Annotated in this window: 28 protein-coding genes; 19 read left to right on the top strand and 9 right to left on the bottom strand. The window is 67.1% G+C overall.

The annotated features are described in order from the left end of the window. Positions 1–21: 21 nt before the first annotated feature. The 3 genes from AC1D2L_RS09670 to hrcA form a co-directional block, all read right to left on the bottom strand. Positions 22–279 (bottom strand): DUF3297 family protein, encoded by a 258-nt coding sequence (locus AC1D2L_RS09670; RefSeq protein ID WP_476845648.1) that lies wholly within the window; start codon positions 277–279, stop codon positions 22–24. Positions 280–376: 97 nt separating this feature from the next. Further along, positions 377–1,036 (bottom strand): ankyrin repeat domain-containing protein, encoded by a 660-nt coding sequence (locus AC1D2L_RS09665; RefSeq protein ID WP_476845647.1) that lies wholly within the window; start codon positions 1,034–1,036, stop codon positions 377–379. After that, positions 1,036–2,118, bottom strand: a complete 1,083-nt coding sequence (gene hrcA, locus AC1D2L_RS09660) for a heat-inducible transcriptional repressor HrcA (protein ID WP_476845646.1) — start codon at positions 2,116–2,118, stop codon at positions 1,036–1,038. Before hrcA ends, AC1D2L_RS09665 begins: the two co-directional genes overlap by 1 nt. A 240-nt stretch (positions 2,119–2,358) precedes the next feature. Here hrcA and rph point away from each other — a divergent pair, with 240 nt between their 5' ends. From rph to hemW, 3 genes are all read left to right on the top strand, one after another. After that, a complete protein-coding gene (rph, locus tag AC1D2L_RS09655; protein ID WP_476845645.1) occupies positions 2,359–3,075 on the top strand; it encodes a ribonuclease PH in 717 nt (238 codons plus the stop codon). A gap of 113 nt (positions 3,076–3,188) precedes the next feature. Further along, positions 3,189–3,839: an RdgB/HAM1 family non-canonical purine NTP pyrophosphatase gene (rdgB, locus tag AC1D2L_RS09650; RefSeq protein WP_476845644.1), complete on the top strand. Its 651-nt coding sequence runs from the start codon at positions 3,189–3,191 to the stop codon at positions 3,837–3,839. Further along, positions 3,836–5,038, top strand: coding sequence for a radical SAM family heme chaperone HemW (gene hemW, locus AC1D2L_RS09645; protein WP_476845643.1), 1,203 nt, complete (start codon positions 3,836–3,838; stop codon positions 5,036–5,038). Before rdgB ends, hemW begins: the two co-directional genes overlap by 4 nt. Before the next feature lie 94 nt (positions 5,039–5,132). Here hemW and AC1D2L_RS09640 read toward each other — a convergent pair whose 3' ends face one another. Next, complete coding sequence (locus AC1D2L_RS09640) at positions 5,133–6,308, bottom strand: penicillin-binding protein activator (protein ID WP_476845642.1); 1,176 nt, start codon at positions 6,306–6,308, stop codon at positions 5,133–5,135. A 272-nt stretch (positions 6,309–6,580) separates the two neighbouring features. Between AC1D2L_RS09640 and rsmI the strand changes: the two genes are divergently transcribed. The 3 genes from rsmI to gshB all read left to right on the top strand — a co-directional run bounded on the left by rsmI (position 6,581) and on the right by gshB (position 8,900). Further along, complete coding sequence (gene rsmI, locus AC1D2L_RS09635; RefSeq protein WP_476845641.1) at positions 6,581–7,489, top strand: 16S rRNA (cytidine(1402)-2'-O)-methyltransferase; 909 nt, start codon at positions 6,581–6,583, stop codon at positions 7,487–7,489. Beyond that, positions 7,486–7,866: a YraN family protein gene (locus AC1D2L_RS09630; RefSeq protein WP_476845640.1), complete on the top strand. Its 381-nt coding sequence runs from the start codon at positions 7,486–7,488 to the stop codon at positions 7,864–7,866. Before rsmI ends, AC1D2L_RS09630 begins: the two co-directional genes overlap by 4 nt. A gap of 95 nt (positions 7,867–7,961) precedes the next feature. After that, on the top strand, positions 7,962–8,900 hold the full coding sequence (gene gshB, locus AC1D2L_RS09625) for a glutathione synthase (RefSeq protein WP_476845639.1): 939 nt from the start codon (positions 7,962–7,964) through the stop codon (positions 8,898–8,900). A 159-nt stretch (positions 8,901–9,059) separates the two neighbouring features. On the opposite strand, the gene AC1D2L_RS09620 is transcribed toward gshB, so the two are convergent. Together AC1D2L_RS09620 and AC1D2L_RS09615 are read right to left on the bottom strand one after the other, a co-directional pair. Then, a complete protein-coding gene (locus tag AC1D2L_RS09620) occupies positions 9,060–9,551 on the bottom strand; it encodes a hypothetical protein (RefSeq protein WP_476845638.1) in 492 nt (163 codons plus the stop codon). Between the two features lie 176 nt (positions 9,552–9,727). After that, positions 9,728–10,507 (bottom strand): HesA/MoeB/ThiF family protein, encoded by a 780-nt coding sequence (locus AC1D2L_RS09615; protein WP_476845637.1) that lies wholly within the window; start codon positions 10,505–10,507, stop codon positions 9,728–9,730. 150 nt (positions 10,508–10,657) lie between these two features. Here AC1D2L_RS09615 and AC1D2L_RS09610 point away from each other — a divergent pair, with 150 nt between their 5' ends. From AC1D2L_RS09610 to AC1D2L_RS09560, 11 genes are all read left to right on the top strand, one after another. Further along, positions 10,658–11,659 (top strand): BMP family lipoprotein, encoded by a 1,002-nt coding sequence (locus AC1D2L_RS09610; protein WP_476845636.1) that lies wholly within the window; start codon positions 10,658–10,660, stop codon positions 11,657–11,659. A gap of 25 nt (positions 11,660–11,684) precedes the next feature. Next, positions 11,685–12,422 (top strand): MBL fold metallo-hydrolase, encoded by a 738-nt coding sequence (locus tag AC1D2L_RS09605; RefSeq protein WP_476845635.1) that lies wholly within the window; start codon positions 11,685–11,687, stop codon positions 12,420–12,422. Continuing rightward, positions 12,419–13,954 (top strand): ABC transporter ATP-binding protein, encoded by a 1,536-nt coding sequence (locus tag AC1D2L_RS09600; RefSeq protein ID WP_476845634.1) that lies wholly within the window; start codon positions 12,419–12,421, stop codon positions 13,952–13,954. The genes AC1D2L_RS09605 and AC1D2L_RS09600 overlap by 4 nt, the downstream gene beginning before the upstream one ends. Then, positions 13,951–15,063 (top strand): ABC transporter permease, encoded by a 1,113-nt coding sequence (locus AC1D2L_RS09595; RefSeq protein WP_476845633.1) that lies wholly within the window; start codon positions 13,951–13,953, stop codon positions 15,061–15,063. The genes AC1D2L_RS09600 and AC1D2L_RS09595 overlap by 4 nt, the downstream gene beginning before the upstream one ends. Further along, positions 15,063–16,037 (top strand): ABC transporter permease, encoded by a 975-nt coding sequence (locus tag AC1D2L_RS09590; RefSeq protein WP_476845632.1) that lies wholly within the window; start codon positions 15,063–15,065, stop codon positions 16,035–16,037. The genes AC1D2L_RS09595 and AC1D2L_RS09590 overlap by 1 nt, the downstream gene beginning before the upstream one ends. A gap of 2 nt (positions 16,038–16,039) precedes the next feature. After that, on the top strand, positions 16,040–16,447 hold the full coding sequence (locus AC1D2L_RS09585) for a cytidine deaminase (protein WP_476845631.1): 408 nt from the start codon (positions 16,040–16,042) through the stop codon (positions 16,445–16,447). 69 nt (positions 16,448–16,516) lie between these two features. Beyond that, positions 16,517–17,332, top strand: a complete 816-nt coding sequence (locus AC1D2L_RS09580) for a purine-nucleoside phosphorylase (RefSeq protein ID WP_476845630.1) — start codon at positions 16,517–16,519, stop codon at positions 17,330–17,332. Then, on the top strand, positions 17,329–18,090 hold the full coding sequence (deoC, locus tag AC1D2L_RS09575; RefSeq protein WP_476845629.1) for a deoxyribose-phosphate aldolase: 762 nt from the start codon (positions 17,329–17,331) through the stop codon (positions 18,088–18,090). Before AC1D2L_RS09580 ends, deoC begins: the two co-directional genes overlap by 4 nt. Position 18,091: 1 nt before the next feature. Then, positions 18,092–19,420 (top strand): thymidine phosphorylase, encoded by a 1,329-nt coding sequence (gene deoA / locus AC1D2L_RS09570; RefSeq protein WP_476845628.1) that lies wholly within the window; start codon positions 18,092–18,094, stop codon positions 19,418–19,420. Next, positions 19,417–20,361 carry a 2-hydroxyacid dehydrogenase gene (locus AC1D2L_RS09565; RefSeq protein ID WP_476845627.1) on the top strand — a complete coding sequence of 315 codons (945 nt, stop codon included), beginning with the start codon at positions 19,417–19,419 and terminating at the stop codon, positions 20,359–20,361. The genes deoA and AC1D2L_RS09565 overlap by 4 nt, the downstream gene beginning before the upstream one ends. Before the next feature lie 101 nt (positions 20,362–20,462). Beyond that, positions 20,463–21,827 carry an esterase-like activity of phytase family protein gene (locus tag AC1D2L_RS09560; RefSeq protein ID WP_476845626.1) on the top strand — a complete coding sequence of 455 codons (1,365 nt, stop codon included), beginning with the start codon at positions 20,463–20,465 and terminating at the stop codon, positions 21,825–21,827. A 245-nt stretch (positions 21,828–22,072) separates the two neighbouring features. Here AC1D2L_RS09560 and nth read toward each other — a convergent pair whose 3' ends face one another. Continuing rightward, the gene (gene nth / locus AC1D2L_RS09555; protein WP_476845625.1) at positions 22,073–22,774 is read right to left on the bottom strand and encodes an endonuclease III; all 702 of its coding nucleotides are present in this window, start codon (positions 22,772–22,774) and stop codon (positions 22,073–22,075) included. 68 nt (positions 22,775–22,842) lie between these two features. Between nth and AC1D2L_RS09550 the strand changes: the two genes are divergently transcribed. Beyond that, positions 22,843–23,331 (top strand): DUF2244 domain-containing protein, encoded by a 489-nt coding sequence (locus AC1D2L_RS09550; protein WP_476845624.1) that lies wholly within the window; start codon positions 22,843–22,845, stop codon positions 23,329–23,331. On the opposite strand, the gene AC1D2L_RS09545 is transcribed toward AC1D2L_RS09550, so the two are convergent. Beyond that, complete coding sequence (locus AC1D2L_RS09545; RefSeq protein ID WP_476845623.1) at positions 23,328–24,218, bottom strand: alpha/beta fold hydrolase; 891 nt, start codon at positions 24,216–24,218, stop codon at positions 23,328–23,330. The two genes, AC1D2L_RS09550 and AC1D2L_RS09545, sit on opposite strands and share 4 nt — an antisense overlap. Positions 24,219–24,311: 93 nt before the next feature. Further along, positions 24,312–24,914, bottom strand: coding sequence for a class I SAM-dependent methyltransferase (locus AC1D2L_RS09540; protein ID WP_476845622.1), 603 nt, complete (start codon positions 24,912–24,914; stop codon positions 24,312–24,314). Between the two features lie 239 nt (positions 24,915–25,153). Here AC1D2L_RS09540 and AC1D2L_RS09535 point away from each other — a divergent pair, with 239 nt between their 5' ends. Then, a complete protein-coding gene (locus AC1D2L_RS09535; RefSeq protein ID WP_476845846.1) occupies positions 25,154–26,053 on the top strand; it encodes a methylated-DNA--[protein]-cysteine S-methyltransferase in 900 nt (299 codons plus the stop codon). The last annotated feature ends 2 nt before the right edge of the window (positions 26,054–26,055 follow it).

The following is a 26,055-nucleotide window of genomic DNA, read 5'->3' as shown; positions in this document are numbered from 1 at the left end:
CTCAGGATGAATGCCGAGAGCTCAGGCCTCGGCCTCAGGCGCCGGCTGGCGGAAATAGGGCTCGACCTCGCCCTTGAGCTTGACCGTCATCGGGTTGCCGTGGCGGTCCTTTGCGTTGCCGGCGGTCAGGCGCACCCAACCCTCGCTGATGCAGTATTCCTCGACATTGGTCTTATCGACGCCCTTGAAGCGCACGCCGATATCCCGGGAGAGCAGTTCCTCGTTGTAGAAGGGGCTATTGGGGTTGGACGAGAGGCGATCGGGGAGCGTGTCGGTCATCGGTCAGGGCCTGTGCGTAGGAAGCTTCACTGCGAACGGGTCGCGTTGGGCGCAGAGGTAGCGCCATCTGCCGACAAAGCCAAATCCCTCGCCCATGTCAGCGCCCGCCAGCCTGCTCGACCAGCGCCGCAACGGCGTTCTGGCCACGCTGCCTTGCATGGCGAAGCGGCGAAACGCCGTCCTTGTCGGCAAGATTGGGGTTGGCGCCGGCGGCAAGCACAAGCCTCGCGGCCTCCTGGTGGCGCGGGCCGCCATCGCCGAGAATCACGATCTCGAGCAGGCAGGTCCAGCCGAGATCATTGACGTGATCGACGTCGATTCCACTGGTCAGCAGGAGCTTGATGGTCTCGACATGCGCGCGCTCGCAGGCCGGGATCAGCGCATTGCCGCCGTAGCGGTTGCGGATCGAGAGGTCGGGTTTGCGGGGCAGCATCGCCGCTACGATCTCGGTGCGCCCCGATGCGCCCGCCAGAAGCCATGGCGTATCGCGGTTGGCGGCCTGCGCATCGGGGCTGGCGCCCGCCTCCAGCAGCGCCCTCGCAATCGCGACGTGGTTTCCGGCAACGGCCAGGAGCAAGGCCGTCCGCCCTTGCGAATCGCGCGCCTCCAGATCGCTCCCCGCCGCGACCAGCCGCGCGACCTCGGCCGTGCGGCCAGCCGACGCGGCCTCGAGCAATCCCGTCGCGCCGCCTTGCGCCATTGCAGCCATCGCCATGCCTCCGCAGATCAGGATGGCGGCCAGAAGCGGCCGGCGCATCAGCGCGCGCCGTCGAGCATGCGGCCGACCACCTTTGCCGTGTAGTCAACCATCGGCACGATGCGGGCATAGTTCAGCCGGGTCGGACCGATGATCCCGACCACGCCGACGATGCGCTGCTCGGCGTCGCGGAACGGTGCGGCGACCATCGAGGAGCCCGACATCGAAAACAGCTTGTTCTCGGAGCCGATGAAGATGCGCACGCCATCGCCGGCCTCGGCGCGGGTGAGCAGGTCGATCACATCCGTCTGCGTCTCCAGATCGCCGAAGAGCAGGCGGATGCGTTCCAGATCCTCCTGCGCGCGCAGATCCTCCAGCAGATTGGCCTGGCCGCGCACGATCAGATGCCGGTCGGTGCTAGGGCCCGACGGAGTCGCGATGCCGGTCTCGACGAGCTTGGCCGTCAGAGAATCCAGCTCCTGCTCCATCTCGCTGCGATGCTCGGCAATCTCGCGGCGGACCTCGCTCAGGGTCTTGCCCATGATCCGGGCGTTGAGGAAGTTCGCCGCCTCTGTCAGCGCCGAGGCGGGCAGACCCGGCGGCAGCGCCAGCAGGCGGTTCTCGACGGTGCCGTCATCTGCCACCAGTACAACCAGCGCACGGGCCGGATCGAGCCTGACGAACTCTATATGCTTCAGCCGCGCATTGGCCTTGGTGGTGACGACGACACCGGCGCCGCGAGACAGTCCCGACAGCAGCGCGGAAGCCTCGGTCAGCGTGCCGTCCAGCGTGCGGTTGCTGGCGGCGGCCTTCATCTGGGCCTCAATGCGCGAACGCTCCTCGGAGGTCAGGTTGCCGACCTCCATCATCGCATCGACGAAAAAGCGCAGGCCCCGCTCGGTCGGCAGGCGCCCGGCCGAGGTGTGCGGCGCGTAGATCAGCCCGGCCAGTTCGAGATCGGTCATGACATTGCGCACCGTCGCCGGCGACAAGGTCATCGGCAGCAGGCGGGCAATGTTGCGCGATCCGACAGGCTCGCCGGTGGTGAGATAACCATCGATGATCTGGCGAAAGATCTCGCGGGAGCGCTGATCGGTCTCGATCAGGCCGCCGGGCGATTCCAGAGGCGTATGAGCGCTCATCGCGCGGCAAAAATCCGATTTGACATCGGGTTATTGTCGTCTCGCCCCGATCCGGGATCAAGTGAAAACGGCAGCGAGCGCGGGAGTTCCCCTGTCCAGAGCGTCCCTGATCGCGCCCTGGGGACCTCCCTCTCCCCTGCGGGAGACGGAATGGAGGCGTTGCGGTCCCCACGCCAAACCTTGCCGCCGCCTGTCCAACCGCCTACAAGCCGCGAAACTCAGGACAATCAGGATAAGCCCATGCGACCCTCCAAACGCGCAGCCGACGAGATGCGCAAGGTCACACTCGAGCGCGGCGTGGTTCGCTATGCCGAGGGCTCGTGCATGGTGACGTTCGGCGAAACGCGCGTGCTCTGCGCCGCGACCGTCGAGGAAAAGGGGCCGTCCTGGCTGCGCGGCACCGGCAAGGGCTGGGTCACCGCCGAATACGCGATGCTGCCTCGCGCCACCCATGAGCGCAACCGCCGCGAGGTCACCTCCGGCAAACCGTCGGGCCGCACGCAGGAAATCCAGCGCCTGGTCGGCCGATCCTTGCGCGCCGTGGTCGACCTGACCGCGATAGGCGAGCGCCAGATCGTGGTCGATTGCGACGTGCTCCAGGCCGATGGCGGTACCCGTACGGCCTCGATCACCGGCGCATGGGTCGCGCTGCACGATGCACTGAAATGGATGGAAGGCCGCGGGATGCTGAAAGGCTCCAACCCGCTCAAGGACCATGTCGCCGCGATTTCCTGCGGCATCGTCGCCGGCAATCCTGTGCTCGACCTGGATTATATCGAGGATTCCGGCGCGCAGACCGACGCCAACTTCGTCATTACCGGCACGGGCGGCCTCGTCGAGGTCCAGGGCACGGCCGAGGGCGCGCCCTTCTCCGAGGAGGAACTGATGGCCCTGCTGCGGCTCGCCAAGGGCGGCGTCGGCAAGCTCGTCGAGTTGCAGAAGGCTGCTGTCGCGTAATTAGACGCCGTCATTGCGAACGCAGCGAAGCAATCCAGACACATAGGGCTCTGCGCCCACTGGATTGCTTCGTCGCTTCGCGCCTCGCAATGACGAGAGGCATGGAACAGGACATGACGACGCAACATCGCCTCCTCACCGGAAAAGTCGTGATCGCGACCCATAACCAGGGCAAATTGCGCGAGATGCGCGAATTGCTGGCGCCCTATGGTGTCGAACTGGTCTCGGCTGGCGAACTCGGCCTGCCCGAGCCCATCGAGGACGGTATGATGTTTTCCGAGAACGCCGCGATCAAGGCGGTCGCGGCGGCGACGGCCAGCAACCTGCCGGCACTCTCCGACGATTCCGGGATCTGCATCGATGCGCTGGATGGCGCGCCGGGGCTGTTTTCCGCCAACTGGGCGGGACCGGGCAAGGATTTCGCGCCGGCCCTGGCTCGCGTACAGGCCGAACTTGCCCGACGCGGGGCGTCCACCCCGGAGAAGCGGCGCGGGCATTTCGTCTCGGCGCTGGTGATCGCATGGCCCGACGGGCATCAGGAACTCTTCGAAGGTCGCGTCTTCGGCGAGATCGTCGGTGCCCCGCGAGGCGCAGGCGGCTTCGGCTACGACCCGATCTTCCGGCCCGATGGCCATGAAAAGACCTTTGGCGAGATGACATCCGAGGAGAAGCACGGCATTCCGGCCGATGGCTCGCCGGGCCTGTCGCATCGCGCCCGCGCCTTCCACGACCTCGCCCTCGCCTGCCTGCGGAAGCCGGCATGAGCGCGCTCGCCGCCCTTTCCGAGCGGCAAGCCGCGCCGGACCATCCCACTGCGGATGCCGGCTTCGCGGTTTATGTGCATTGGCCCTTCTGCCTGGCCAAATGCCCCTATTGCGATTTCAATTCCCATGTCCGGCTGCAGCCGCCCGACCAGGCGCGCTATATCGCGGCTTTCCGCCGCGAAATCGCCCATCGCGCGGCGCTGGCGCCCGGCCGCACCGTGACCTCGATCTTCTTCGGTGGGGGCACGCCCTCGCTGATGGAGGGTCGCACCGTTGGCGCGATCCTCGACGCGATCGCCGAGCATTGGGCGGTCGATCCCAATTGCGAAGTCTCGCTCGAGGCGAACCCGACCAGCGTCGAGGCGGGACGGTTCCGCGATTTTCGCGCGGCGGGCGTCAACCGCGTCTCGCTTGGCGTGCAGGCGCTCAACGATGCCGATCTCAAGGCGCTGGGCCGGATGCATTCGACGCAGGAGGCGCTCGACGCCGTCGCGATCGCGCGCAAATATTTCGAGCGCTACTCCTTCGACCTGATCTATGCCCGCGCCGTCGGCCAGACGCCGGCCCTGTGGCGCGCCGAACTCGAACTCGCGATCAGCCATGCTGCCGAGCATCTCTCGCTCTACCAACTGACGATCGAGCCCGACACCGCTTTCGAGCGACTGTTCAAGGCCGGCAAGCTTGCCATCCCGGACTACGAGGCCGGCGCGGTGCTCTACGAGATCACGCAGGAGGTCACCGCCAAGCACGGCCTGCCCGTCTACGAGATCTCGAACCATGCCAGGCCCGGCGCCGAGTGCCGGCATAACCTGGTCTACTGGCGCTATGGCGAGTATGCGGGCATCGGCCCGGGTGCGCATGGCCGGATGGTCACCGCCGAGGGCCGCATGGCCCATTCGACCGAGAAGCGCCCGGAGGCCTGGCTCGACAGCGTCGAGCGGCAGGGCCATGCGCTGGTCGAGAACGAGCGCCTGAATACGGAAGCGCAAGGCGACGAGTATCTGCTGATGGGCCTGCGCCTGGTCGAGGGAATTAGTCCCGCGACGTTTGCGGCCCTGTCGGGGCGTACGCTGAACGCAAAGCGCGTGGAAAGCCTCGTGACCGAGGGCATGTTGGTGCGCAAGGCCGGCGGCAAGCTCGCCTGCACGCCCGAAGGCGCGCTGGTGCTCGACGCCGTGGTCGCGGACCTGGCGGCGTAAGACAGCCCCGTCGCCGCGCGCCTGCGCAGCGAAACGCCGATCCTAACAACTGTTGTCAGGCGATGCGCAGGCGAGCCCGGGCACGAAGCCTGGCTTACTGCGTCCGGGGTCCGAGGTCGCGCGGCGCGGCGTTGACCGTCACGATCTGGCCGTTGCGCAGTTCGAGCACGGCAAGGCCGCGCTCGTTTTGGCCATCAGGGCGGAAGCGGAAGACGCCATCGGCACCCGCGAAGCCCGACGCGTTGGTCAGCACGGCCTCCGAGAAGCGCTGCGAGCCCTGCGTCCGAGCAAGCGCCGCAGCCAGCGAGACCGCGTCATAGGCGAGCGTCGCGGTGCGGGTCGGCGCGCTGTTGAAGCGAGCCTGATAGCGCCCGGCAAAGGCGTTGAATCCGGCCGTGTCGGGCGAGGCGAACCAGCCACCCTGGATCGCCGGGACGCGCGCGACGCTGGCGTCGTTCCAGACCCCGGTGCCCAGCGGCTTGATCTTGGCGGGATCGAAGCCGGCCTGCTGCAGAGCCATGCCCAGCGCCGGCATCGTGTCAGCGGCGGCCGGCACGAACAGCGCATCGGCCTGCGAGAGCGACGGCGCAAGCCGGGTCACGGCGGCGCGCATCGCGGTCTGGTCGGCACCGAAGCGCTCGATCACGGCCACACGGGCGCCGCGGCTGGCGACAGCCTGCTGGAAGGCGGCCTCGACCACCTTTCCGTAGGCGGTGTCGGGGATCAGGGCCGCGAAGGATTTGCGGCCCTGCGCGGTGGCATAGGCGATGACGCGGTTGACGTCGTTCTCGGGCGGGAAGGACAGCAGGTAGACGCCGCGCGTCGCGACGTTGGAGTCGCTCGAGAAGGCCATGACCGGCTTGCCGGCGCTGCGCGCCACCTGCCCCGCCGCCTGCACGGAGGGCGCAAACAGCGGCCCGATGATGAGCTCGGCGCCTTCGCGCAAGGCCTCCTGCGTCGCCGCCTGCGCGCCCTCGGGCGTGCCGCGGTCGTCCTTGACCAGAAGCGTCAGGTCGGCGCCGGGGAACTCGGCCAGGGCCATCTCGGCTGCATTCTTCAAGGCGTTGCCGACGGTGGCACCCTGACCTTCGGCCGTCAGCGGCAGGATGAGACCGACCCTGACCTTGCCGTTACCGATGGTCTGGCCGCTGGCGGGCTGCGCCTGCCCGGCTGCCGAGGGGCCGCCCGCAGTGTCGAAACCAGGCAGGCCAGAGGTGCCACCGCCGCAGGAGGCGAGCCCGAGCGCGGCGAAGCCGGCCAGGAGAGGCATGCGAAATCGAAAGGCCGGGAGCCAGGAACGAGACACGGCGCGATCTCCAGTCATGGACCAAACTCTCGGATCAGTGGCCACAATAGTCAGGCCCAAAACTCAGAGGCCGGGCGGCGATGGCCGTCCGGCTGTGCAGTCCCCCAACCGTGGGGCTTTCCTGCCAGCCCGGCATGGTATTTTCAAGTTGTTAACTCTGCGTTGAGCCGCCTGTCTCGACGCATCGACGGCTTCGGCCGTGGCGAAACCCCGGCGCTTGTGGCAGCGTGCGCGCCATGTCGAACCAGCCTCCCGCCCCGCGCGCACCCAGCTACACCGCCTTCGGGCTCAAGGCCGAAGCCGAGCCGATCGCACCCGGCCTCCATATCGTCGCGACGCCTATCGGCAATCTCGGCGACATCTCGTTTCGTGCCTTGGCGACGCTGGCCGCCGCCGACGGCGTGCTGGCCGAGGACACCCGCACCTCCAAGACGCTCCTGGCGCATTACGGCATCACGACGCCTCTCTACCCCTATCACGAGCACAATGCCGAGCAGATGCGGCCGAAAATCCTGGCCAAGCTGCGCGAGGGCAGCAAGCTCGCGCTGATCTCGGACGCCGGCACGCCTCTCGTCTCCGACCCCGGCTACAAGCTGGTCGCCGCTGTGGTGGCGGAAGGCTTCGCCGTCACCGGCATCCCAGGCCCGTCCGCCGTGCTTGCAGCGCTGGTCCTTGCTGGGCTGCCGACCGACCGCTTCTTCTTCGAGGGCTTCTTGCCGCCGAAATCCGCGGCACGGAAAGGGCGGCTCACCGAGCTTGCGGCGATTCCCGGCACTCTGGTGTTCTTCGAATCGCCGCGCCGGCTCGCCGAGATGCTTAGCGATGCCGCCGCCGTGCTCGGCGCACGTCCCGCCGCCGTGGCGCGCGAACTGACCAAATTCTACGAGAACGTCCGGCGCGGTTCGCTGGCCGAACTCGCGGCTCACTACGAGGCCGACGAGGAGGCGCGGGGCGAGATCGTCGTCATCATCGGGCCGCCCGGCGCCGACGAGCTGACGCCTGCAGGGGACGTCATCGACGAGCGCCTGCGCGCCGCCTTGGCGCTGGTCTCGCTGAAGGAGGCCGTCGCCCAGGTCTCGGCCGAAACCGGCCAGCCACGGCGGAAAATTTATGCGCGTGCCCTCGAGCTGACGCGGGAGCCTTGAGCGAGGCCGGCCGCAGCGCACGGGCGAGACGGGCGGGCTCGACGGGCCGACGCTCCGAGCATCTGGCGTTGTTGTGGCTGGCCGCGAAGGGCTATCGGCCGCTGGCGCGGCGCTTCGGCGGCAAGGGCGGCGAGATCGACCTGATCGTCAAGCGCGGCCGCACCATCGCCTTCGTCGAGGTCAAGGCGCGCCATGCGCTCGAGGACGCCATGACCGCGATCACGCCCGACAAGCGCAGGCTGGTCGAGGCCCGCATCAGGCAATGGCTATCCAGGAATGCCTGGGCGATGCACTGCCATCTTCGGGCCGATGCGCTGTTCATCGCGCGCTGGCGCTGGCCGCGTCATGTTCCCGGCGTGTTCGACCTTGTGCTCTGACGCATCGCAGCCCACTTGCCGATGCGGTGCGCGCGGGACCATAACGGCGCGCAACAGGTCTGCATTTCACTGACGAACGCCGCCGGAGCGCCCTCATGACCCTCACCGTCGCCATCCAGATGGACCCGATCGAGAAAGTCCGGATAGCGGGCGATACCGGCTTCTCGCTGATGCTGGAGGCTCAGGCGCGCGGGCACACGCTCTACACCTACACCCCCGACCGGCTCAGCCTGCGCGACGGCAAGGTCACAGCGCGCATCCGTCCCGTCACGGTGCGCGATGTCGAGGGCGACCATTTCACGGCCGGCGCCGAGGAGCGCGTCGATCTCTCGACGCTCGATGTCGTGCTGCTGCGGCAGGATCCGCCCTTCGACATGGCCTATGTCACGACGACCCACCTGCTCGAGCGCATCCATCCCAAGACGCTGGTCGTCAACAATCCGACCGAGGTGCGCAATGCGCCCGAGAAGATCCTGGTGACGCATTTCCCCGAATTGATGCCGCAGACGCTGATCACCCGTGACCGCGCCGAGATCGAGGCTTTTCGCGACGAGTTCGGCGAGATCGTGATGAAGCCGCTCTACGGCCATGGCGGCGCCACGGTGTTCAAGACCGGCAAGGACGACCCGAACTTCGGCTCGCTCTACGACCTCTTCGCCGGCATCTTCCGCGAACCCTGGGTCGTCCAGCGTTACATGAAAGAGGTCTCGGCCGGCGACAAGCGCATCATCCTGATCGACGGGAAGGCTGCCGGCGCGGTCAACCGCGTGCCGGCGGAGGGCGATCTGCGCGCCAACATGGTGCGCGGCGGTGCGGCGCGGCCGACGGATCTCTCGAAGCGCGAACTCGAAATCTGCGAGGCGATCGGCCCGGCCCTGCGCGAGCGCGGACTGCTGCTCGTCGGCATCGACGTGATCGGCGGCAATCTCACCGAGATCAACGTCACCGCGCCGACCGGCGTGCGCGCGATCAAGAAGCTCGGCGGGCCCGATCTCGCCGCTCAGCTCTGGGATGTGATCGAAAGCAAGCGGTAGTTCTTGGTAGGCAACTCACCCCACGCGTCATCCTGGGCAAGCGGCGAAGACGCGCGGTACGGGATCCATCATCGGGCAATGTAGTGCCTTATGATGGATCCCGGGACGACCTTCTGTCGCCCAGGATGACCTGGCGCTCTTAGACGCAGGCATCCGCTCTCAGTTGATCGACTTGATGCTCGCAAAGATCGCGTCGAGCGCCTTGGCATGGGTCTCGCGCTCTTCGTCGTTGCCCCAGACGGTGATCATGATCATCCGCTCATTGCCGGCCGGAAGCAGGATGAAGTCGACCTTGGTCGGGCCGTTATCGTCTGTCGTGCGGAACTGGAATACCGTCGCGGGGATGCCATTCAAAGGCACATCGGCCTTGATCGGTTCGACCGGCTTGATGTTGTTCTCCTTCATCCAGGCATCGTTGGTCGCCATCATCTTGTCGATGTTGCGCGCGCTGGCGAATTCCACGGAAAAGAAGATTGCCTCGTCGGCCGGGCGGGCCGAATAGCCGAACTCGATCTCCTGGGTCTTCCAGTTGTCAGGGACCGTGATCGTGATCGCCGGGTTCTTGTCGGGAACAGCGAAATTCTTGGCGAAAGCAGGCGCGACGAAGAGCAGCGCGGCGAGCGCCGCGGTGAGGGGACGGATCAGGGCCATGGGGTGGTTCTCAAATGCCAGATCACGTCGGCGATCTGCAGCGGGTTTTTTCTGCGCCGCCGCCTCACGCAACGCAATATCCCATGGTCAACTGGCCACAGAAACAGGCCCATCTCCCGACGAAAGTACGACAATCCGACGCAATGGCAGCGGGTCTGCGGCGGCCAGCAAATGCTTTACTGTGCCGCGCTCCCGCTGAGTGGGTTTGCGGGGTCCCAGGCGTAGCGCATCGTCTCGAAGCGCATCGTCATGGCATCGACCAGCAGGAGCTTCCCGACCAGAGGCTCGCCGAAACCGGTGATCGCCCGAACGACCTCCAGCGCCATCAGCGAACCCATCACGCCTGCGAGCGCGCCGAGCACACCCGCCTCGGCGCAGGGCGCGACCGTGCCCGCTGGCGGTTCGTCGGGAAACAGACAGCGATAGGTCGGGTTGGGGCAGCCGTTGGCTGCGCTCTCATGGGCGCGGATCGTCGTCAGCGAGCCGTCGAAGCGCCCCAGCGCTGCTGTCACCAGTGGTTTGCGCTCGCGGAAACAGGCGTCGGAAACCGCATAGCGCGTCGCGAAATTGTCGGTACCGTCGGCAACGACATCATAGAACGCGATGAGCGCGCGGGCATTATGCGGGTCGATGCGCGTGACGTGCTCGTCGATGACCACGTGGGGGTTGAGGCGCTTGACGAAAGCGGCTGCCGCCACCGCCTTGCGGGCTCCGATATCGGGCGTACCGAAGATCGTTTGGCGCTGCAGGTTGGAACGAGACACCACATCGTCATCGACGATGCCGATGTGCCCGACGCCGGCAGCGGCGAGGTACTGGATCAGCGGCGCGCCCAGCCCACCCGCGCCGACCACGAGCACGCGCGCGTTCTTCAGGCGGTTCTGGCCGGGGCCGCCGATCTCCGGCAGGACCAGATGGCGGGCATACCGGTCGATCTCGTCGTCGTTCAGGCTCATGACGCTAGGGGTAAGCCTATCGCATCCGCCACGCAATCGCGGCCGGCGGGCTCGGGCCGCCTGCGCTTGGCCGCGCCGCAAAGCCATGTCATCGTGCCACGATACGGGGACGGACCGACCGCTCCGCAGCAAGTACAGGGAACGAGCACCATGCGCCCGACATCTCTCGCGCTGGCTCTGGCCGGCGTCGCCTTCTCGGCCATCGCAGCCCTGGCCCAGACCCCGATCAAGCCCGCCGTCGTCTATGACAAGGGTGGAAAGTTCGACAAGTCCTTCAACGAGGCGGCCTTCATCGGTGCCGAAAAGTTCAAGACCGAGACCGCGCTCGAGTTCCGCGATTTCGAGCCGACCAACGATGCCCAGATCGAGCAGGCGCTGCGCCGCTTCGCCCGGGACGGCAATTCGCCGATCGTCGCGGTGGGCTTTTCGCAGGCAACCGCGCTGCAGAAGGTCGCGGCGGAGTTCCCGGACCTGAAGTTCACCATCATCGACATGGTGGTCGAACTGCCCAATGTGCAGTCGATCGTGTTCAAGGAGCATGAAGGCTCCTACCTCGTCGGGCTTCTTGCCGGCATGGCCTCGACCACCGGCAAGGTCGGCTTCGTCGGCGGCATGGACATCCCGCTGATCCGCAAATTCGCCTGCGGCTATGTCCAGGGCGTCAAGGCCGCCAAGAAGGACGCCGAGATCTTCCTGAACATGACGGGCTCGACGCCCGCCGCCTGGAACGACCCCGTCAAGGGCGGCGAACTCGCGAAGTCGCAGATCGATCGCGGCGCCGACGTGATCTACCACGCAGCCGGCGGCACCGGCATCGGCGTGCTGCGCGCTACCGCCGACGCCGGCAAGCTCGGCATCGGCGTGGATTCCAACCAGAACGCGCTCCAGCCCGGCAAGGTGCTGACATCGATGCTCAAGCGCGTCGATGTCGCGACCTACGCCTCGTTCAAGGCGGCTCAGGACGGCACCTGGAAGCCCGGCGTCTCGGTGCTGGGGCTCAAGGAGGACGGCGTCGGCTGGGCACTCGACGATGCCAACAAGAACCTGATCACGCCGGAGATGAAGGCTGCCGCCGACAAGGCCCGCGCCGACATCATCTCGGGAGCGGTCAAGGTGCACGACTATATGAGCGACCAGAAGTGCACGATGTGATCCCGGCCAGCCGACGCTGCCTGCCATGAAGATCACCATACTCGGCTCCGGCGATGCCTTCGGCACCGGCGGGCGTTTCAACGCTTGCCTGCATGTCGAGGCCGGGGCCGAGCGCATGCTGCTCGATTGCGGCTCCTCCAGCATGGTCGCGCTGAACAAGGCCGGCATCGTCCGCAACGGGCTTTCGACGCTGCTGTTCACGCATTTCCATGGCGATCATTTCGGGGCGCTGCCTGCGTTCCTGCTCGATGCCCAGTTCGTCTCGCGCCGCCGCGAGCCGTTGGTCATCGCCGGACCGGCCGGTATCGAGCACCGCACGCTGCATGCGCTCGACGCTGATTTCCCGGGCTCAGCGACGAATGCCTGGCGCTTCCCCATATCCTATGTCGAGGTCACGCCGGACAGCCCGGCGACGCTTGCCGGCATCGAGGTCACGGCCTTTCCGATGGTCCATGACGAGCGCGCCGGCCCCTGCCAGGGATACCGCCTGGCTGCTGGCGGAAAGGTCTTCGCGTTTTCCGGCGACACCGCCTGGACGGATGCCCTGATCCCGCTGTCGGCTGGCGCCGATGCGCTGTTGGTCGAGTGCTATTCCTATGAGACGAAGCTGGCGAACCATCTCGACTACCGCTCGCTTGCGGCGCATCGCAGCGAACTCGACACGCCACGCATCATCCTGACCCATATGGGAGCGAGCATGCTGGCGCATCCCGGACCGCTGCCGGAGGAGCGCGCGCAGGACGGCATGGTGATCGCGCTGTGAGTGGCGCTGCGGCCCCCGCAATCGAACTGGCGGGCGTCTCGAAGCGTTTCGGCGAGGTCGCGGCCAATCGCGAGGTCTCGCTGAGCGTGGCGCGCGGCTCGATCCACGGCATCGTCGGCGAGAACGGCGCCGGCAAATCGACGCTGATGTCTATCCTCTACGGTTTTTACGAAGCGGATTCCGGCGAGATCCGCGTCGGCGGCACGACTCGCACCATCCGCTCGCCCGGCCATGCGATCGCGGCCGGGATCGGCATGGTCCATCAGCACTTCATGCTGGTGGAGACTCTCAGCGTCGTCGAGAACATCGTGCTCGGGGCGGAAGGCGGAACCTGGCTTAAGCGCGGCCTTGCCAAGGCCAAGGCGGAACTGGCGCGGCTTTCGCGTGACTATGGCCTCGTCATCGACCCCGACGCCATCGTCGGCGATCTCTCGGTGGGGCTGCAGCAGCGCGTCGAAATCCTGAAGGCGCTCTATCGCGGCGCCGAAATCCTGATCCTCGACGAACCCACCGCCGTGCTGACGCCGCCGGAGGCCGACCAGCTGTTTGCCCTGCTGCGCGCCCTGAAGGCGCAGGGCAAGACCGTGATCCTGATCACGCACAAGCTGCGCGAGATCATGGATGTCACCGACAGGGTCTCAGTGATGCGGCGCGGCGAAATGGTCGCCCATGTCGAGACGGCTCGGACCTCTCCCGCCGAACTCGCCGAGGCGATGGTCGGCCGCCGCGTGCTGCTGCGGGTCGACAAGCAGCCGCGTGCGCCCGGCCGGCCGGTGCTCGAGGTTGCGGGTCTGAGCGTCACGGATGCGCGCAGCGTGGCCCTGCTCTCGCAGACCTCGCTGACGCTTCATGCTGGCGAGATCGTCGGCATTGCGGGCGTCGCGGGCAATGGCCAGAGCGAATTGCTGGAGGTTCTGGCCGGGTTGACGCAGCCCTCGCGCGGCATCATCCGGCTGGACGGGCAGATCCTCAACACGTTCGATCGCAATCCGGCGCGGCTGCGCCAGCTCGGTCTGATGCATATCCCAGAAGACCGACAGCGCTCCGGCCTCGTCACCGCGTTCCCGGCCGCCGAGAACGCGATACTGGGCTATCAGGACGACGCGGCCTATGGCTCGGGCCCGCTCCTGTCGCCTGCAAGGATCGCGGCGCATGCGCGGCAGGCTTTTGCCGCCTATGACGTGCGCCCGCCCGATCCGGACTTGAAGACCGCAAAGTTCTCTGGCGGCAACCAGCAGAAGATCGTGCTCGCGCGCGAAATCGAGCGCGCTCCAAAAGTGCTGCTCGTGGGCCAACCGACGCGTGGCGTCGATATCGGCGCCATCGAGTTCATCCATCGCCGCCTGATCGCCTTGCGCGATGCCGGCGTCGCGATCCTGCTGGTCTCGGTCGAACTCGAGGAGGTGATGGCGCTGTCGGACCGGATCCTGGCGATGTGCGGGGGGCGCATCACCGGCGAGCGCTCGGGTGAGACCGCCGAGGAGCGCGATCTCGGCCTGCTGATGGCTGGTGTGAGCGAGCGGGCGGCATGAGCGCCGCGCCTGTCGATCTCCCGCGCTGGGCCGATGCCGGCCTCGTGCCTCTGGTCAGCGTGACTGCGGCGCTGCTGGTTGCGGGCCTCGTCGTACTCGGAATCGGCGAAAATCCGTTGCAGGCGACGGCTATCCTGCTGCGCGGCGCGCTCGGCAGCGTCGAGGGCATGAGTTTTACGCTCTATTACGCCACCAACTTCATCTTCACCGGGCTCGCGGTGGCGGTCGCCTTCCATGCCGGGCTGTTCAACATCGGCGGCGAGGGCCAGGCGACCATCGCCGGGATCTTCGCCGCGCTCGCCTGCCTCTGGTTCGCGGCCCTGCCGGGCGTCCTGCTCGTGCCGCTGGCGATCCTCGCAGCGGCGGCCGGCGGCGCAGTCTACGGCTTCATCCCGGGATGGCTCCAGGCGCGGCGCGGCAGCCATGTCGTGATCACCACGATCATGTTCAACTTCCTGGCCGCAACGCTGATCGTCTATCTGCTGGTCGAGATGATCGGCAAGCCGGGCTCGATGCAGCCGGAAACGTCGACCTTCCCGCCCCAGGCGATCCTGACGCCGATGCACCAGCTCCTCGCGCCGCTCGGACTGAAGCTGCCGGCGACGCCGCTGAACACGGCTTTCTTCCTGGCGCTCGCCGCGCTGGTCGCCGTCTGGGCGCTGATCTTCCGGTCGCGGCTCGGCTACGCCATCCGCACGGTCGGCGCCAATCCGCGGGCTGCGGCCTATGCCGGCATCTCGCCAACGCGCATCACGATGGTGGCCATGGCGATCTCGGGGGCGCTTGCCGGCGGGCTGGCGGTCAACGAGGTCATGGGAGTGCAGCACCGGCTGCTGCTCGATTTCACTGCCGGCTATGGCTTCGTCGGGATCGCGGTCGCCCTGATGGGGCGCGGCCATCCGCTGGGCGTATTGCTCGCGGCGCTCTTGTTCGGCGTGCTATATCAAGGTGGCGCCGAGCTCTCCTTCGACAAGCCGACCATCACCCGAGACATGGTGGTGGTCATCGGCGGCGTGATCATCCTGTTTGCCGGCGCGCTCGACGGGTTGTTTCGCCGTCTGGTGTCGGGCGGCCTGCGGCTGGGGCGCGCCAGAACGACGGCAGCGTGATGGAATTCCTCCAGATCTTCGCCGTCGTGCTCGATTCCGCCGTCAGGCTGTCGATTCCGTTGCTCTGCGCCGCGCTTGCCGGGCTCTGGTCGGAACGCGCGGGCGTCGTCGATATCGGTCTCGAGGGCAAGATGCTGGTTGCAGCCTTCGCCTCGGCCGTGGTCGCCTGGCAGAGTGGCTCGGCCTGGGCCGGGCTTGGTGCCGGCATCCTCGCCTCCGTGGCTCTGTCGCTCGTCCACGGCTTCGCCGCCATCAACTGGCGCGGAAACCAGATCGTCTCCGGCGTGGCAATCAACATGCTGGCGGCCGGGCTGACCGTGATCCTCGGCAATGCCTGGTATGGCCAGGGCGGGCGCACGCCCTCGCTCGAAGGCGGCGCGCGCTTTCATGACCTGACGTTCCCGCTCGCCCGGCTGGCGCGCGAGCACATACCGGTGCTCGGACTGCTCTATGACGAAGTCGTCTCCGGCCACGCCGCGCCGGTCTATCTCGCCGTGCTGGCGGTGCCGCTCACGGCGCTCCTGCTGACGCGGACGCGCTTCGGGCTGCGGCTGCGCGCCGTCGGCGAGAACCCGGCAGCCGTCGATACCGCCGGGATCTCGGTCGCGGGCTTGCGCTACAGCGCCGTGATCATCTGCGGCGTGCTCTGTGGGCTGGGCGGGACCTATCTCGCCGTCTCGCAATCGGCCGGGTTCCTGCCGCACATGACAGCCGGAAAGGGTTTTATCGCGCTCGCGGCCGTGATCTTCGCCAATTGGCGGCCATGGCCGGCGCTCGCGGCCTGCCTGATGTTCGGCGGCCTCGACGCCATCGCGATCAGGCTCCAAGGTGTATCCCTGCCGGGAATCGGGCAGGTACCGGTGCAGGCGATTCAGGCCCTGCCCTATCTCATGACGGTGATCCTGCTCGCTGGCTTCATCGGCAAATCGACGCCGCCAAAGGCATCCGGCCTGCCCTATGTCAAGGAACGCTAGCGATGCCCGGGACCGATTTCGAGGCACTGTTCGCCGCGGCGGCGCAGGTGCAGAAGCTGGCCTATGCGCCCTATTCGCGCTTCAGGGTCGGCGCGGCCATTCTCGCTGAAGACGGCGCTGTCCATACCGGCTGCAATGTCGAGAACGCCGCCTATCCGTCCGGCAGCTGCGCCGAGCAGGGCGCAATTTCCGCGATGATTGCGGGTGGTAGCAAGCGCATTGCGGCCATCCTCGTCTTCGGCGAGGGCGAGGCGCTGGTCACGCCCTGCGGCGCCTGCCGGCAGCGCATCCGCGAGTTCGCGGAACCTGATACACCCGTCACGATTGCGGGCCCTGACGGGATCCGGGCCCGCTTTTCGCTGGGCGAGCTGTTGCCAGCCTCGTTCGGACCGGACAATTTGCGCCGGTGATTTGCACCGGTCGTCGATCTCGCCCCGAGGCGCGCGACCGGTGATGGGCGATTTGGCTAGGACGCAGGCATGATTGTCGAGGCGAGGTTCGATGAAGCGGCGGCGGCGCTGCGGCAGCATGGCATCGAGGGTCCCATCGATTGCGCGCTGGTGCTGGGCACGGGACTCGGCGGGATCGTCGAGGACATCGCCCACAAGGTCGGCGTGCCCTTCAGGGCGATCCCGGGTTTCCCCCATGGCCACGTCTCCGGGCATGCGCGCCAGGTGAGCCTCGGTACGCTGCACGGCAAGCGCCTGCTCGTGCTGGAAGGCCGCGCCCATTATTACGAGACCGGCGATGCGAGTTCGATGCGGGTGCCGATCGGGATGCTGACTGCGCTCGGCGCGCCGCCTCTGATCCTGACCAATGCCTGCGGCTCGCTGCGGCCCGACATGCCGCCCGGCAGCCTCGCTGTGATCAGCGACCACATCAACCTGAACGCGCCAAACCCGCTCATCGGCGACAATGGCGACGCCCGCTTCGTACCGATGGTCGGCGCCTATGATGCGGGGCTTCGGCAGCGCCTGCAGGCCGCCGCGAAGACGTCCGAGATCGCGCTCAGCGAAGGTGTCTATATGTGGTTTTCAGGCCCGAGCTTCGAGACGCCGGCCGAGATCCGCATGGCCCGCACGCTCGGCGCCGATCTCGTCGGCATGTCGACCGTGCCGGAGGTTATTCTGGCGCGCCGCTATGGCCTGCGCGTCGCGGGGCTCTCCGCCATCACCAATATGGGCGCCGGGCTGCATGGCGGCGATCCCAGCCATGACGAAACGAAGGCCGTGGCCGGCCGGGCCGCCGACAGCCTGCGCCGCTTGCTGCGCGCGTTTTTGACGGAACTGCCATGACATCCGCGATCGCGAGCGCGCTGCGGGCGATGAGCCTGCTCGACCTGACCGATCTCGCTGACGACACCAGCGAAGCCGGCCTGCGCGACCTCTGCGCGCGCGCGACAGGCGGGCCGGTGCCGGTTGCGGCGATCTGCATCTGGCCGCGCTTCGTGGCACGGGCACGCGAGATGCTCGGGACGGGTCCGGTGGCGATCGCGACCGTGGTGAATTTCCCTCAGGGCGACGCTGCGGTTGCGCCGGTGCTGCGGCAGACGGAAAGCGCGCTCGCCGACGGTGCCGACGAGATCGACCTCGTCCTGCCCTGGCGCAACGTCCTCATGGGACAGACACAAAGCGCGCGCGAGATGGTCGAGACGATCAAGGCCTGCTGCGGCGACAAGCGGCTCAAGGTCATTCTGGAGACAGGCGAATATCCAGATCTCGACGCGGTGCGCAGGGCCTCGGAACTCGCGATCGAGGCGGGTGCGGACTTCATCAAGACCTCGACCGGCAAGACCGCCCATTCCGCGAGCCCAGCAGCGGTGCGCGCGATGCTCGAGGTCATCAGAGCGACGCCACGGCCTGTCGGCATGAAGCCGTCGGGCGGGATCAGGACGCTTGCCGATGCCGAAATTTATCTCGGGCTGGCCGACGAGATCATGGGACCCGGATGGGTTGCGCCGACCACCTTCCGGTTCGGCGCCAGCGGACTCCATCAGGCGCTTGTCGATGTGATCGGCGGGCGCAGCGCCGAGCCCGCCAGCGGACCCTATTGAAATGAAGCTGATCCAGGAAATCATCACCGCCAAGCGCGATGGCGGCGAGTTGCCCGATATCGACATCCGCCAGATGGTGGCCGGGATCAGCGACGGCACCGTCACAGAGGGACAGGCGGCCGCCTTCGCCATGGCGATCTTCTTCCGCGACATGAGCGCGCGCGAGCGCGTCGCGCTGACACTGGCGATGCGCGATTCCGGCACGGTTCTCAACTGGGACGATCTGCACGGCCCGGCGCTCGACAAGCACTCGACCGGCGGCGTCGGCGACACGGTCAGCCTGCCGCTCGCGGCGGTGGTGGCGGCCTGCGGCGGATATGTGCCGATGATCTCGGGCCGCGGGCTCGGCCATACCGGTGGCACGCTCGACAAGCTCGACGCCGTGCCGGGCTATGTCACGCAGCCCGATCTCGCGCTGCTGCGGAAGGTCGTGCGCGAGCAGGGCTGCGCCATCATCGGCCAGACAGCCGATCTCGCACCCGCCGACAAGCGGCTCTATGCGATCCGCGACGTCACGGCGACGGTCGAGACCATCCCGCTTCTGACCTCCTCGATCCTGTCGAAGAAGCTCGCGGCCGGATTGCACGGGCTGGCGATGGATGTGAAGTTCGGCTCCGGCGCCTTTCTCACCGATTACGACCAGGCGCGCGCTCTGGCCGATGCGCTGGTCGGCGTCGCCAACGGCGCCGGCCTGCCGACGACCGCGTTGATGACCGACATGGACGAGCCGCTGGCGAGTGCGGCGGGCAACGCGCTGGAAGTCAGCTATGCGATCGAGCATCTCACCGGCGCCCGGCGCGAGCCGCGCTTCCACGAGGTCACCGTCGCGCTCGCAGCCGAGATGCTGCTGCTGGGCAAGCTCGCAGCGACGCTCGCCGAGGCCCGCGCAAAAATCGAGGACGCCTTCGCCAGCGGCGCCGCAGCCGAGCGCTTCGCGCAGATGATCGCAGCGCTGGGCGGCCCTCGCGACCTGCTGGAAAAGCCAGGCCAGCATCTGGCGAGCGCACCGCTGGTCAAGCCGGTTTTCGCGGAAGCGACCGGTGTCGTGCAAAGCGTGGATGCGCGCGCAGTCGGCTTTGCCGTCGTCGCGCTCGGGGGCGGCCGCTCTCGTCCGCAGGACAGGATCGATCCCGCCGTCGGCATCGTCGCGCTGGCGGGCATCGGCGACAAGATCGGCGCCGATCGACCGCTCGGCATCGTCCACGCCCGCGACGAGACGGGCTTCGCTCATGCGCAAACGCGCTTGCGGGCCGCCTATCGCACCGGCAAAGCTGCGGCAGGCCACGGACCGCTGGTCAACGAGAGAATTACGGAGAGTTCGCACGCATGAGCCTGCTTCTGGCAATGACCGGCTGGCACGTCGAGGACTGGCGCGCGCGCTTCGTGGCGCTGCTGCCCGAAATGCCGATCGTGATCCTCGGCGAGCCCTTCGATCGCCGCTCGGTGCACTATGTCGCCAGTTGGAAGCACCCGGAGGGCAGTCTAGCTGGACTGCCCAACCTCGCCGCGATCTTCTCGCTCGGCGCCGGCGTGGACTTCCTGTTCGCCGACCCGCGCCTGCCGGAGGCGCCGATCGCGCGCATCGTGGATGCCGACCTGACGACCCGGATGAGCGAATATATCGTGCTGCATTGCCTGCGCTATCTGCGCCAGCAGCCGCGCTACGACAGCCAGAAGCTCGCCGGAATCTGGGAGGATGACCGCAACCAGCCCGCCGCGCGCTCGGTCCGTGTCGGCATCATGGGGCTTGGCGAACTCGGACTCGATGCCGCGCGCAAGCTGCAGGTGATGGGCTTCGAAGTCGCGGGCTGGAGCCGCTCTTCGAAGACCGTCGAGGGTGTTGCGACCTTTGCCGGTGACGAGGGCATGGCGCCGTTCCTGGCACGCACCGACATCCTGGTCTGCCTGCTGCCACTGACAGCCGAGACGCGGGGAGTCATCAACAGCGCGCTGCTGGCAGGGTTGGCGCAGGATGGCCGGCTTGGCGGACCCTTCGTCATCAATGCTGGCCGGGGCGGCTTGCAGGTCGAGGCCGACATCCTGGCCGCGCTCGAAGCCGGCACGCTCAAGGGTGCGACGCTCGACGTGTTCGAGACCGAGCCGCTGCCGGCGGAATCCGCGCTGTGGAAGCACCCCGCCGTGACGATCACGCCGCATAATGCCGCCATGTCCGAGCCTGCGGCGATCGCCGGCCAAGTCGCGGCGCAGATCCGGCGTCTGGAGGCCGGGGAGGCGCTGGAGAACGTGGTCGATCCCGCGCGGGGATACTGAGCCTGCCCAGTCGATGTCACGTCAGCGTCACCGCTCCGTCGTCGCGCTGAAACCGAAGACCGCCAAACGCTCCGGGTCTTGCCCATAACCCGGAGCGTCCCATGCGCCTGTCCATCGCTGCAGCCCTGCTGCTGTCCTCCACGATCCTCGCCGGCGCGCAGGACGCGCAGAAGGAATTTTCGGCAAAGCTCCTCGGCCAGGCCATGCTGCCGGCCAACACCATCATCCCCGCCCCGAACGACGCCCCCGCCGACCTCAGGGTCTCCGGCAAGTTCGCGACGCCCGGCAAGCGGGTCGAGGCGGTCGGCACCGTCATGGGTCTGTCGGGCGGCCGCCCCACGGGCCTCTCGACGCCCTTCGCGGGCCAGCCCGTGCAGGGATTTTCGGGCATCCGCTCGCTCGGGAACAACGAGTTCATTGTGCTGACCGACAACGGCTTTGGCGCCAAGGCGAACTCGCCCGACGCGATGCTGTTCTTCCACAGGCTCAAGGCCGATTTCGCCTCGGGCAAGATCGAGCGCACCGCAACCACTTTCCTGCATGACCCCGACAAGAAGGTGCCATTCCGGATCGTCCATGAGGGCAGCGAGAAGCGCTATCTCACCGGCGCTGATTTCGACCCCGAGTCGATCCAGCCGATTGGCGACAAACTCTGGTTCGGCGAGGAATTCGGCCCCTATCTGATCCGCACCGATGCCAACGGCAAGGTCGAGGCGGTGTTCGAGACGCTCGTCGACGGCAAGCCGGTGCGCTCGCCCGATCATTTTGCAGTCACCACGCCAGGCGCGCCCGAGGCCCCGCTCCCGGTCGCGTTCAACGCACGCCGTTCGAAGGGTTTCGAAGGCATGGCGCAGTCGCCCGACGGGCGTTTCCTCTATCCGCTGCTGGAAGGCCCGCTCTGGAATGCCGAGACCAAGGGTTTTGAGGAGGGCGACGGCAAGACCGTGCTGCGCGTGCTCGAATTCGACGTCCAGGCCGAAAAATGGACCGGCCGCTCGTGGTTCTATCCGCTCGAGGCCAAGGGCAACGCCATCGGCGACTTCAACATGATCGACGCCATGACGGCGCTGATCATAGAGCGCGACGACGGCGAGGGCACCGCCGACAAGGCCTGCGCCACCGGCCAGAAAGCCCCCGATTGCTTCCACGACCTCGCCAAGTTCAAGCGCGTCGTGAAGATCGAGATGACGGACGCCAATGTCGGCAAGCCCGTTCGCAAGATCGGCTTCATCGACCTCCTGAAGATCGCCGACCCCGACAAGAAGGCGAAGCAGGGCGCCATAGACGGCGTGCTGCCCTTCCCCTTCTTCACCATCGAGAACGTCGATGTCGTCGACCGCGCCAATGGCGTGATCGTGGTGGGCAACGACAACAACCTGCCGTTCTCCTCGTCGCGCGACCCTAGAAAGGCCGACGACAACGAACTGATCCTGCTCTCGGTCAAGGATCTGCTCGACGCCAAGTGAGTCCGTGCCCTGCCGCGATGTTCGCCCTTGCGGCGAGCATCCACGTCTTGCGCGGCTTACCCCACTGGCAAAGACAAGACGTGGATGGTCGGGACAGGCCCGACCATGACGGTGGGACCAAACGGCGAAATCAAAACGTCATTGCGAGGAGCATGGCGACGAAGCAATCCAGGCCCACCGCGCTCTGCCGTCCCTGGATTGCTTCGCTGACGCTCGCAATGACGGTCCGAACCGTCCGCCGCCCCCTAGACCACCCGCTTGTCTGGGGAATCGCAGAGGTCGTTCTGCAGGCATCGGCCGCATTCGGGCCGCAGCGCCTTGCAGGTGTAACGGCCATGCAGGATCAGCCAGTGATGCGCGTGCCGGCCATATTCGGCCGGCACTGCCTTTTCCAGCCCGAGTTCGACCTGAAGTACGTTGCGCCCGGGCGCGATGCGCAGGCGATTGGAGACGCGGAAGACATGCGTGTCGACCGCGTGGGTGATCTCGCCGAAGGCGATGTTGAGCACGACATTGGCCGTCTTGCGGCCGACGCCCGGCAGGCTCTCCAGCGCCGCGCGATCCTGTGGGACTTCGCTCCCGAACTCGGCGATCAGCTTCTCGCACATCGCGATGACGTTCTTCGCCTTGGTGCGAAACAGGCCGATCGTCTTGACGTGCTCGCGCACCGCATCCTCGCCCAGCGCCAGCATCTTTTCCGGCGTATCGGCGAGTTCGAACAGGCGTTTGGTCGCCTTGTTGACGCCGACATCGGTCGCCTGCGCAGAAAGCAGCACAGCCACGAGCAGCGTGAAGGCGTTGATGTAGTCCAGCTCGCCCTTGGGCTCGGGGTTGGCGACGCGAAAACGCTCGAAGATTTCGCGGACGCCGGCGGCGCTGCGGGCGCGCGGCTTCGTGATCCCGGCTGCGGACGGGACGCGGCGTTTGGGCCTGTTCTCTGGGGTCATCGGGGCGTTATAATGAGGCCATGACCGCCGGCAAGTCCGATTCCGAGCGTGACGCCACCTGCGCCGGCATGGCCGAGCGCCCGGTTTTCGACGCCACGATCACGCCGCATCGCTCGCTGGATCAAAACGGCTTTCGTATCGTGATGACGCTGGTCTGCCTTGCCAGCGTGGTGTCGTCGCTGCCCTTCGTCATTCTTGGCGCCTGGCCGGTGGCCGGCTTCTTCGGCCTCGACCTGGTGGCGATCTTTATCGCCTTCCACGTCAACTTCAGGGATGCGCGTGCCTTTGAGCGCATCGTAGTGACGCCGATCGAGGTGCTTCTGCGAAAGGTATCGCACCGAGGCCAAGAGGCGATCTGGCGTTCCAACCCGGCCTGGACCAGGCTCGAACGCCGGGACGACGAGGATTACGGGCTGCTACAGCTCAATCTGGTTTCGCGGGGCCAGAGCGTCGCAGTCGCCTCCGCACTCTCCCCCCATGAACGCGAAGGATTCGCCGATGCGCTGGGCTCTGCGTTGGCCAGTGCGCGGCGCGGCACCGATTTCGGCCCGGCCTAGGCCCGGGCCGTCGCGTCGAGGAATGACCTGACGAGGCGGACTGTCGCTTCCGGGTTCTCCTCCATGATCCAGTGGCCGGAATCGGGCACCACGTCGCCGCGCACGTCGCTGGCGGCGTATTTCATCACCTCCGCCATCGTCAGCCCGAAGGATTTTTCGCCGCCCAGCGCCAGCACCGGCATGGCGAGCTTGCCGTCGGCAAGGAAGGCGCGGTTGTCGATGGCGTCCTGATCGAAGGCGGCAAATTGTGCGAAGCCCGCATGCATCGCGCCGGGCCGCGCATAGAGCGCCGCATAATGGGTGCGCGAAGCTTCGCTGAAGCGGCTTGGCGTGGCCGAAAACTCGTTCCAGAAGCGGTCGAGATAGATCCGTTCGCGGCCTTCGACGAGGCGCTCCATATCGGGCCCGCCAAAGCGGAAATGCCAGAGCAGCGGGTTCTTGAGGATCTCATCCCAGGGGCCGACACCGGGCAGAGGCGCATCGATCAGGGCGAATGCGGTGACACGGTCGCGGTACTGCGCGGCGAAGGCATAGCCGACCATGTTGCCGATATCGTGGGCGACGAGCGCGACCTTGCCGATGCCCAACGCATCGAGCACCCCTGCAACGTCCTGGCCTTGCGTCTTCTTGTCGAAGCCGCCCGCGGGCTTTGCGGACAGCCCCATGCCGCGCAGGTCGGGCACGATGACGGTGTGGTCGAGCGCCAGATCGGTCGCCAATGCTCCCCACATGTCGCCGGTCTCGCCATAGCCATGGAGCAGCACCACGGCAGGGCCGGCGCCGCCAGTGCGGACATGGATCGTAGTGCCGTTGGTGTCGATGTCCCGCAGCCGGAAGTCGCGGGGAAAGGGCTCGACGCCATCGCTCGTCGGAGATTCTGCAGGCATGTCGGTCCCCCTTGCCACAGCCTGCGACGTCAGCCGCGATGCCGCCGGAGCGTGCCCGCTCCGGGTGACGGAGATAGTCCTCCCGCAGCGCGATCAGCGCAAGCGCGCCAGCCAGATCGTGCGACCGCCGCATTCGGGGTCCCCTACGCGATGGGCCGCGACATCGAAGCCCGAGGCAGCGAGCAGCGACCTGTACTCGGCCGGATCGAGGCTGGCGTGATAGAGCCGCTCGCCCGCGAACTCCCCGATAGCCTCGCCATGCGAGGGACCGCTGGTGAACATCAGCGCGGCGCCCGGTGCGGCATGCGCGCGGAAGACCGCAAACATGGCGCGTTGGTCGTCGTGGTCCAGATGGAAGAACGAATCCCAGGCGATGAGGCCCGAAAAGCGCCGCCCCAGCGCTAGACTGCGCATGTCCGCGACCTGCCAGTCTCCGTCCGGAAAACGCTCGCGACAGAGTTCGATCAGTGTGTCGGAGCTGTCGATGCCTGTGACGGCGAAGCCTGCGTCGCGACAATAGCGGGCGATCGGGTCGCCCGAGCCGCAGCCGATGTCGAGGATCGTCTTGCCTGCGGGCAGAGCGTGCAGGAAGCGGTCGAGCCAGGCCCGCTCGAACAGGGTCTTGCCGCGCGCGGCGTCCCAAGCCCTGCCATGGCGACTGTAGTGGCCGATGATGGCGTCGGCATCGGTGGCCATCGGCGTCTCCTGATCTGTCGGCAGCCGGCTTGGATCGCTTGAGCAGTCCTGCCGTACCGGAACCGGTCAGCGCAAGCGCTCTTGCCAGCTTTCGGGTGGAGCCGGCATGGTGCCGGGCCTAACTTCGCGTCATGACGACAGACACGAGGGTCACGACGATGAATGTCCACAACCCCATGAAAACCGCGATGACGCCTACACGTTTCTCCAACGCCGTGCTGGCCCGCGCCACGGAAGCCATGCCCGCCGAGGGCGATTTCCCGGTTGCAGCGCCGGGATCGGATTACGATACGGTCCGCAAGATCCTGGCCTTCATCACCGAGCGCTGGCGTGAGCAGCCGACGATCGAGGCGATCGCGGAGGCAGCCGGCGCAACGCCGACAGATGTGCACCATCTCTTCCGGCGCTGGTGCGGCCTCACGCCAAAGGCCTTCCTGCAGGCGATCACGCTCGACCACGCCAAGAGCCTGCTCGGCGCCTCGGCCAGCATCCTCGACACGAGCTACGAGGTCGGGCTTTCCGGGCCGGGCCGTCTGCACGACCTCTTCGTCACCCATGAGGCGATGTCGCCCGGCGAATGGAAGGCCGGAGGCGGCGGGCTGAAGCTGTCCTACGGCTTCCACGCCTCGCCCTTCGGCGAAGCCCTGATCGTGACGACGGAACGCGGCTTGGCCGGGCTCGGCTGGGTCTCGACCTTGGTCGATGGCGGCAAGGTCGTGGGCGGGAGGGCGGAGGCGCTCGCCGACATGATGCGGCGCTGGCCCCATGCCGATTACCGCTTCGACCCCGCTTCGACGCGCCCCTATGCGGCGCGCATCTTCGACCCAGCCGCGTGGTCGGCGGAGACGCCTTTGCGCGTCGTGCTGATCGGCACGGATTTCGAGGTCCGGGTCTGGGAGACGCTGCTGCGGATTCCCGTGGGCTGCGCGACCACCTATGGCGACGTCGCCAGCCATATCGGCAAGCCCAGCGCGGCACGCGCTGTAGGCATGGCGGTCGGCAAGAACCCGATCTCCTTCGTGGTGCCCTGCCACCGCGTCATCGGCAAATCAGGCGCGCTGACCGGCTATCACTGGGGACTGACGCGCAAGCGCGCCATTCTGGGATGGGAAGCCGGCCAGACGGCGGACCACGGCTGAAG

Source organism: Allobosea sp. P1_B10, assembly GCF_056406735.1.
The sequence above is the reverse complement of the archived record's forward strand: the minus strand, read 5'-3'. Positions and strand labels throughout refer to the sequence as shown.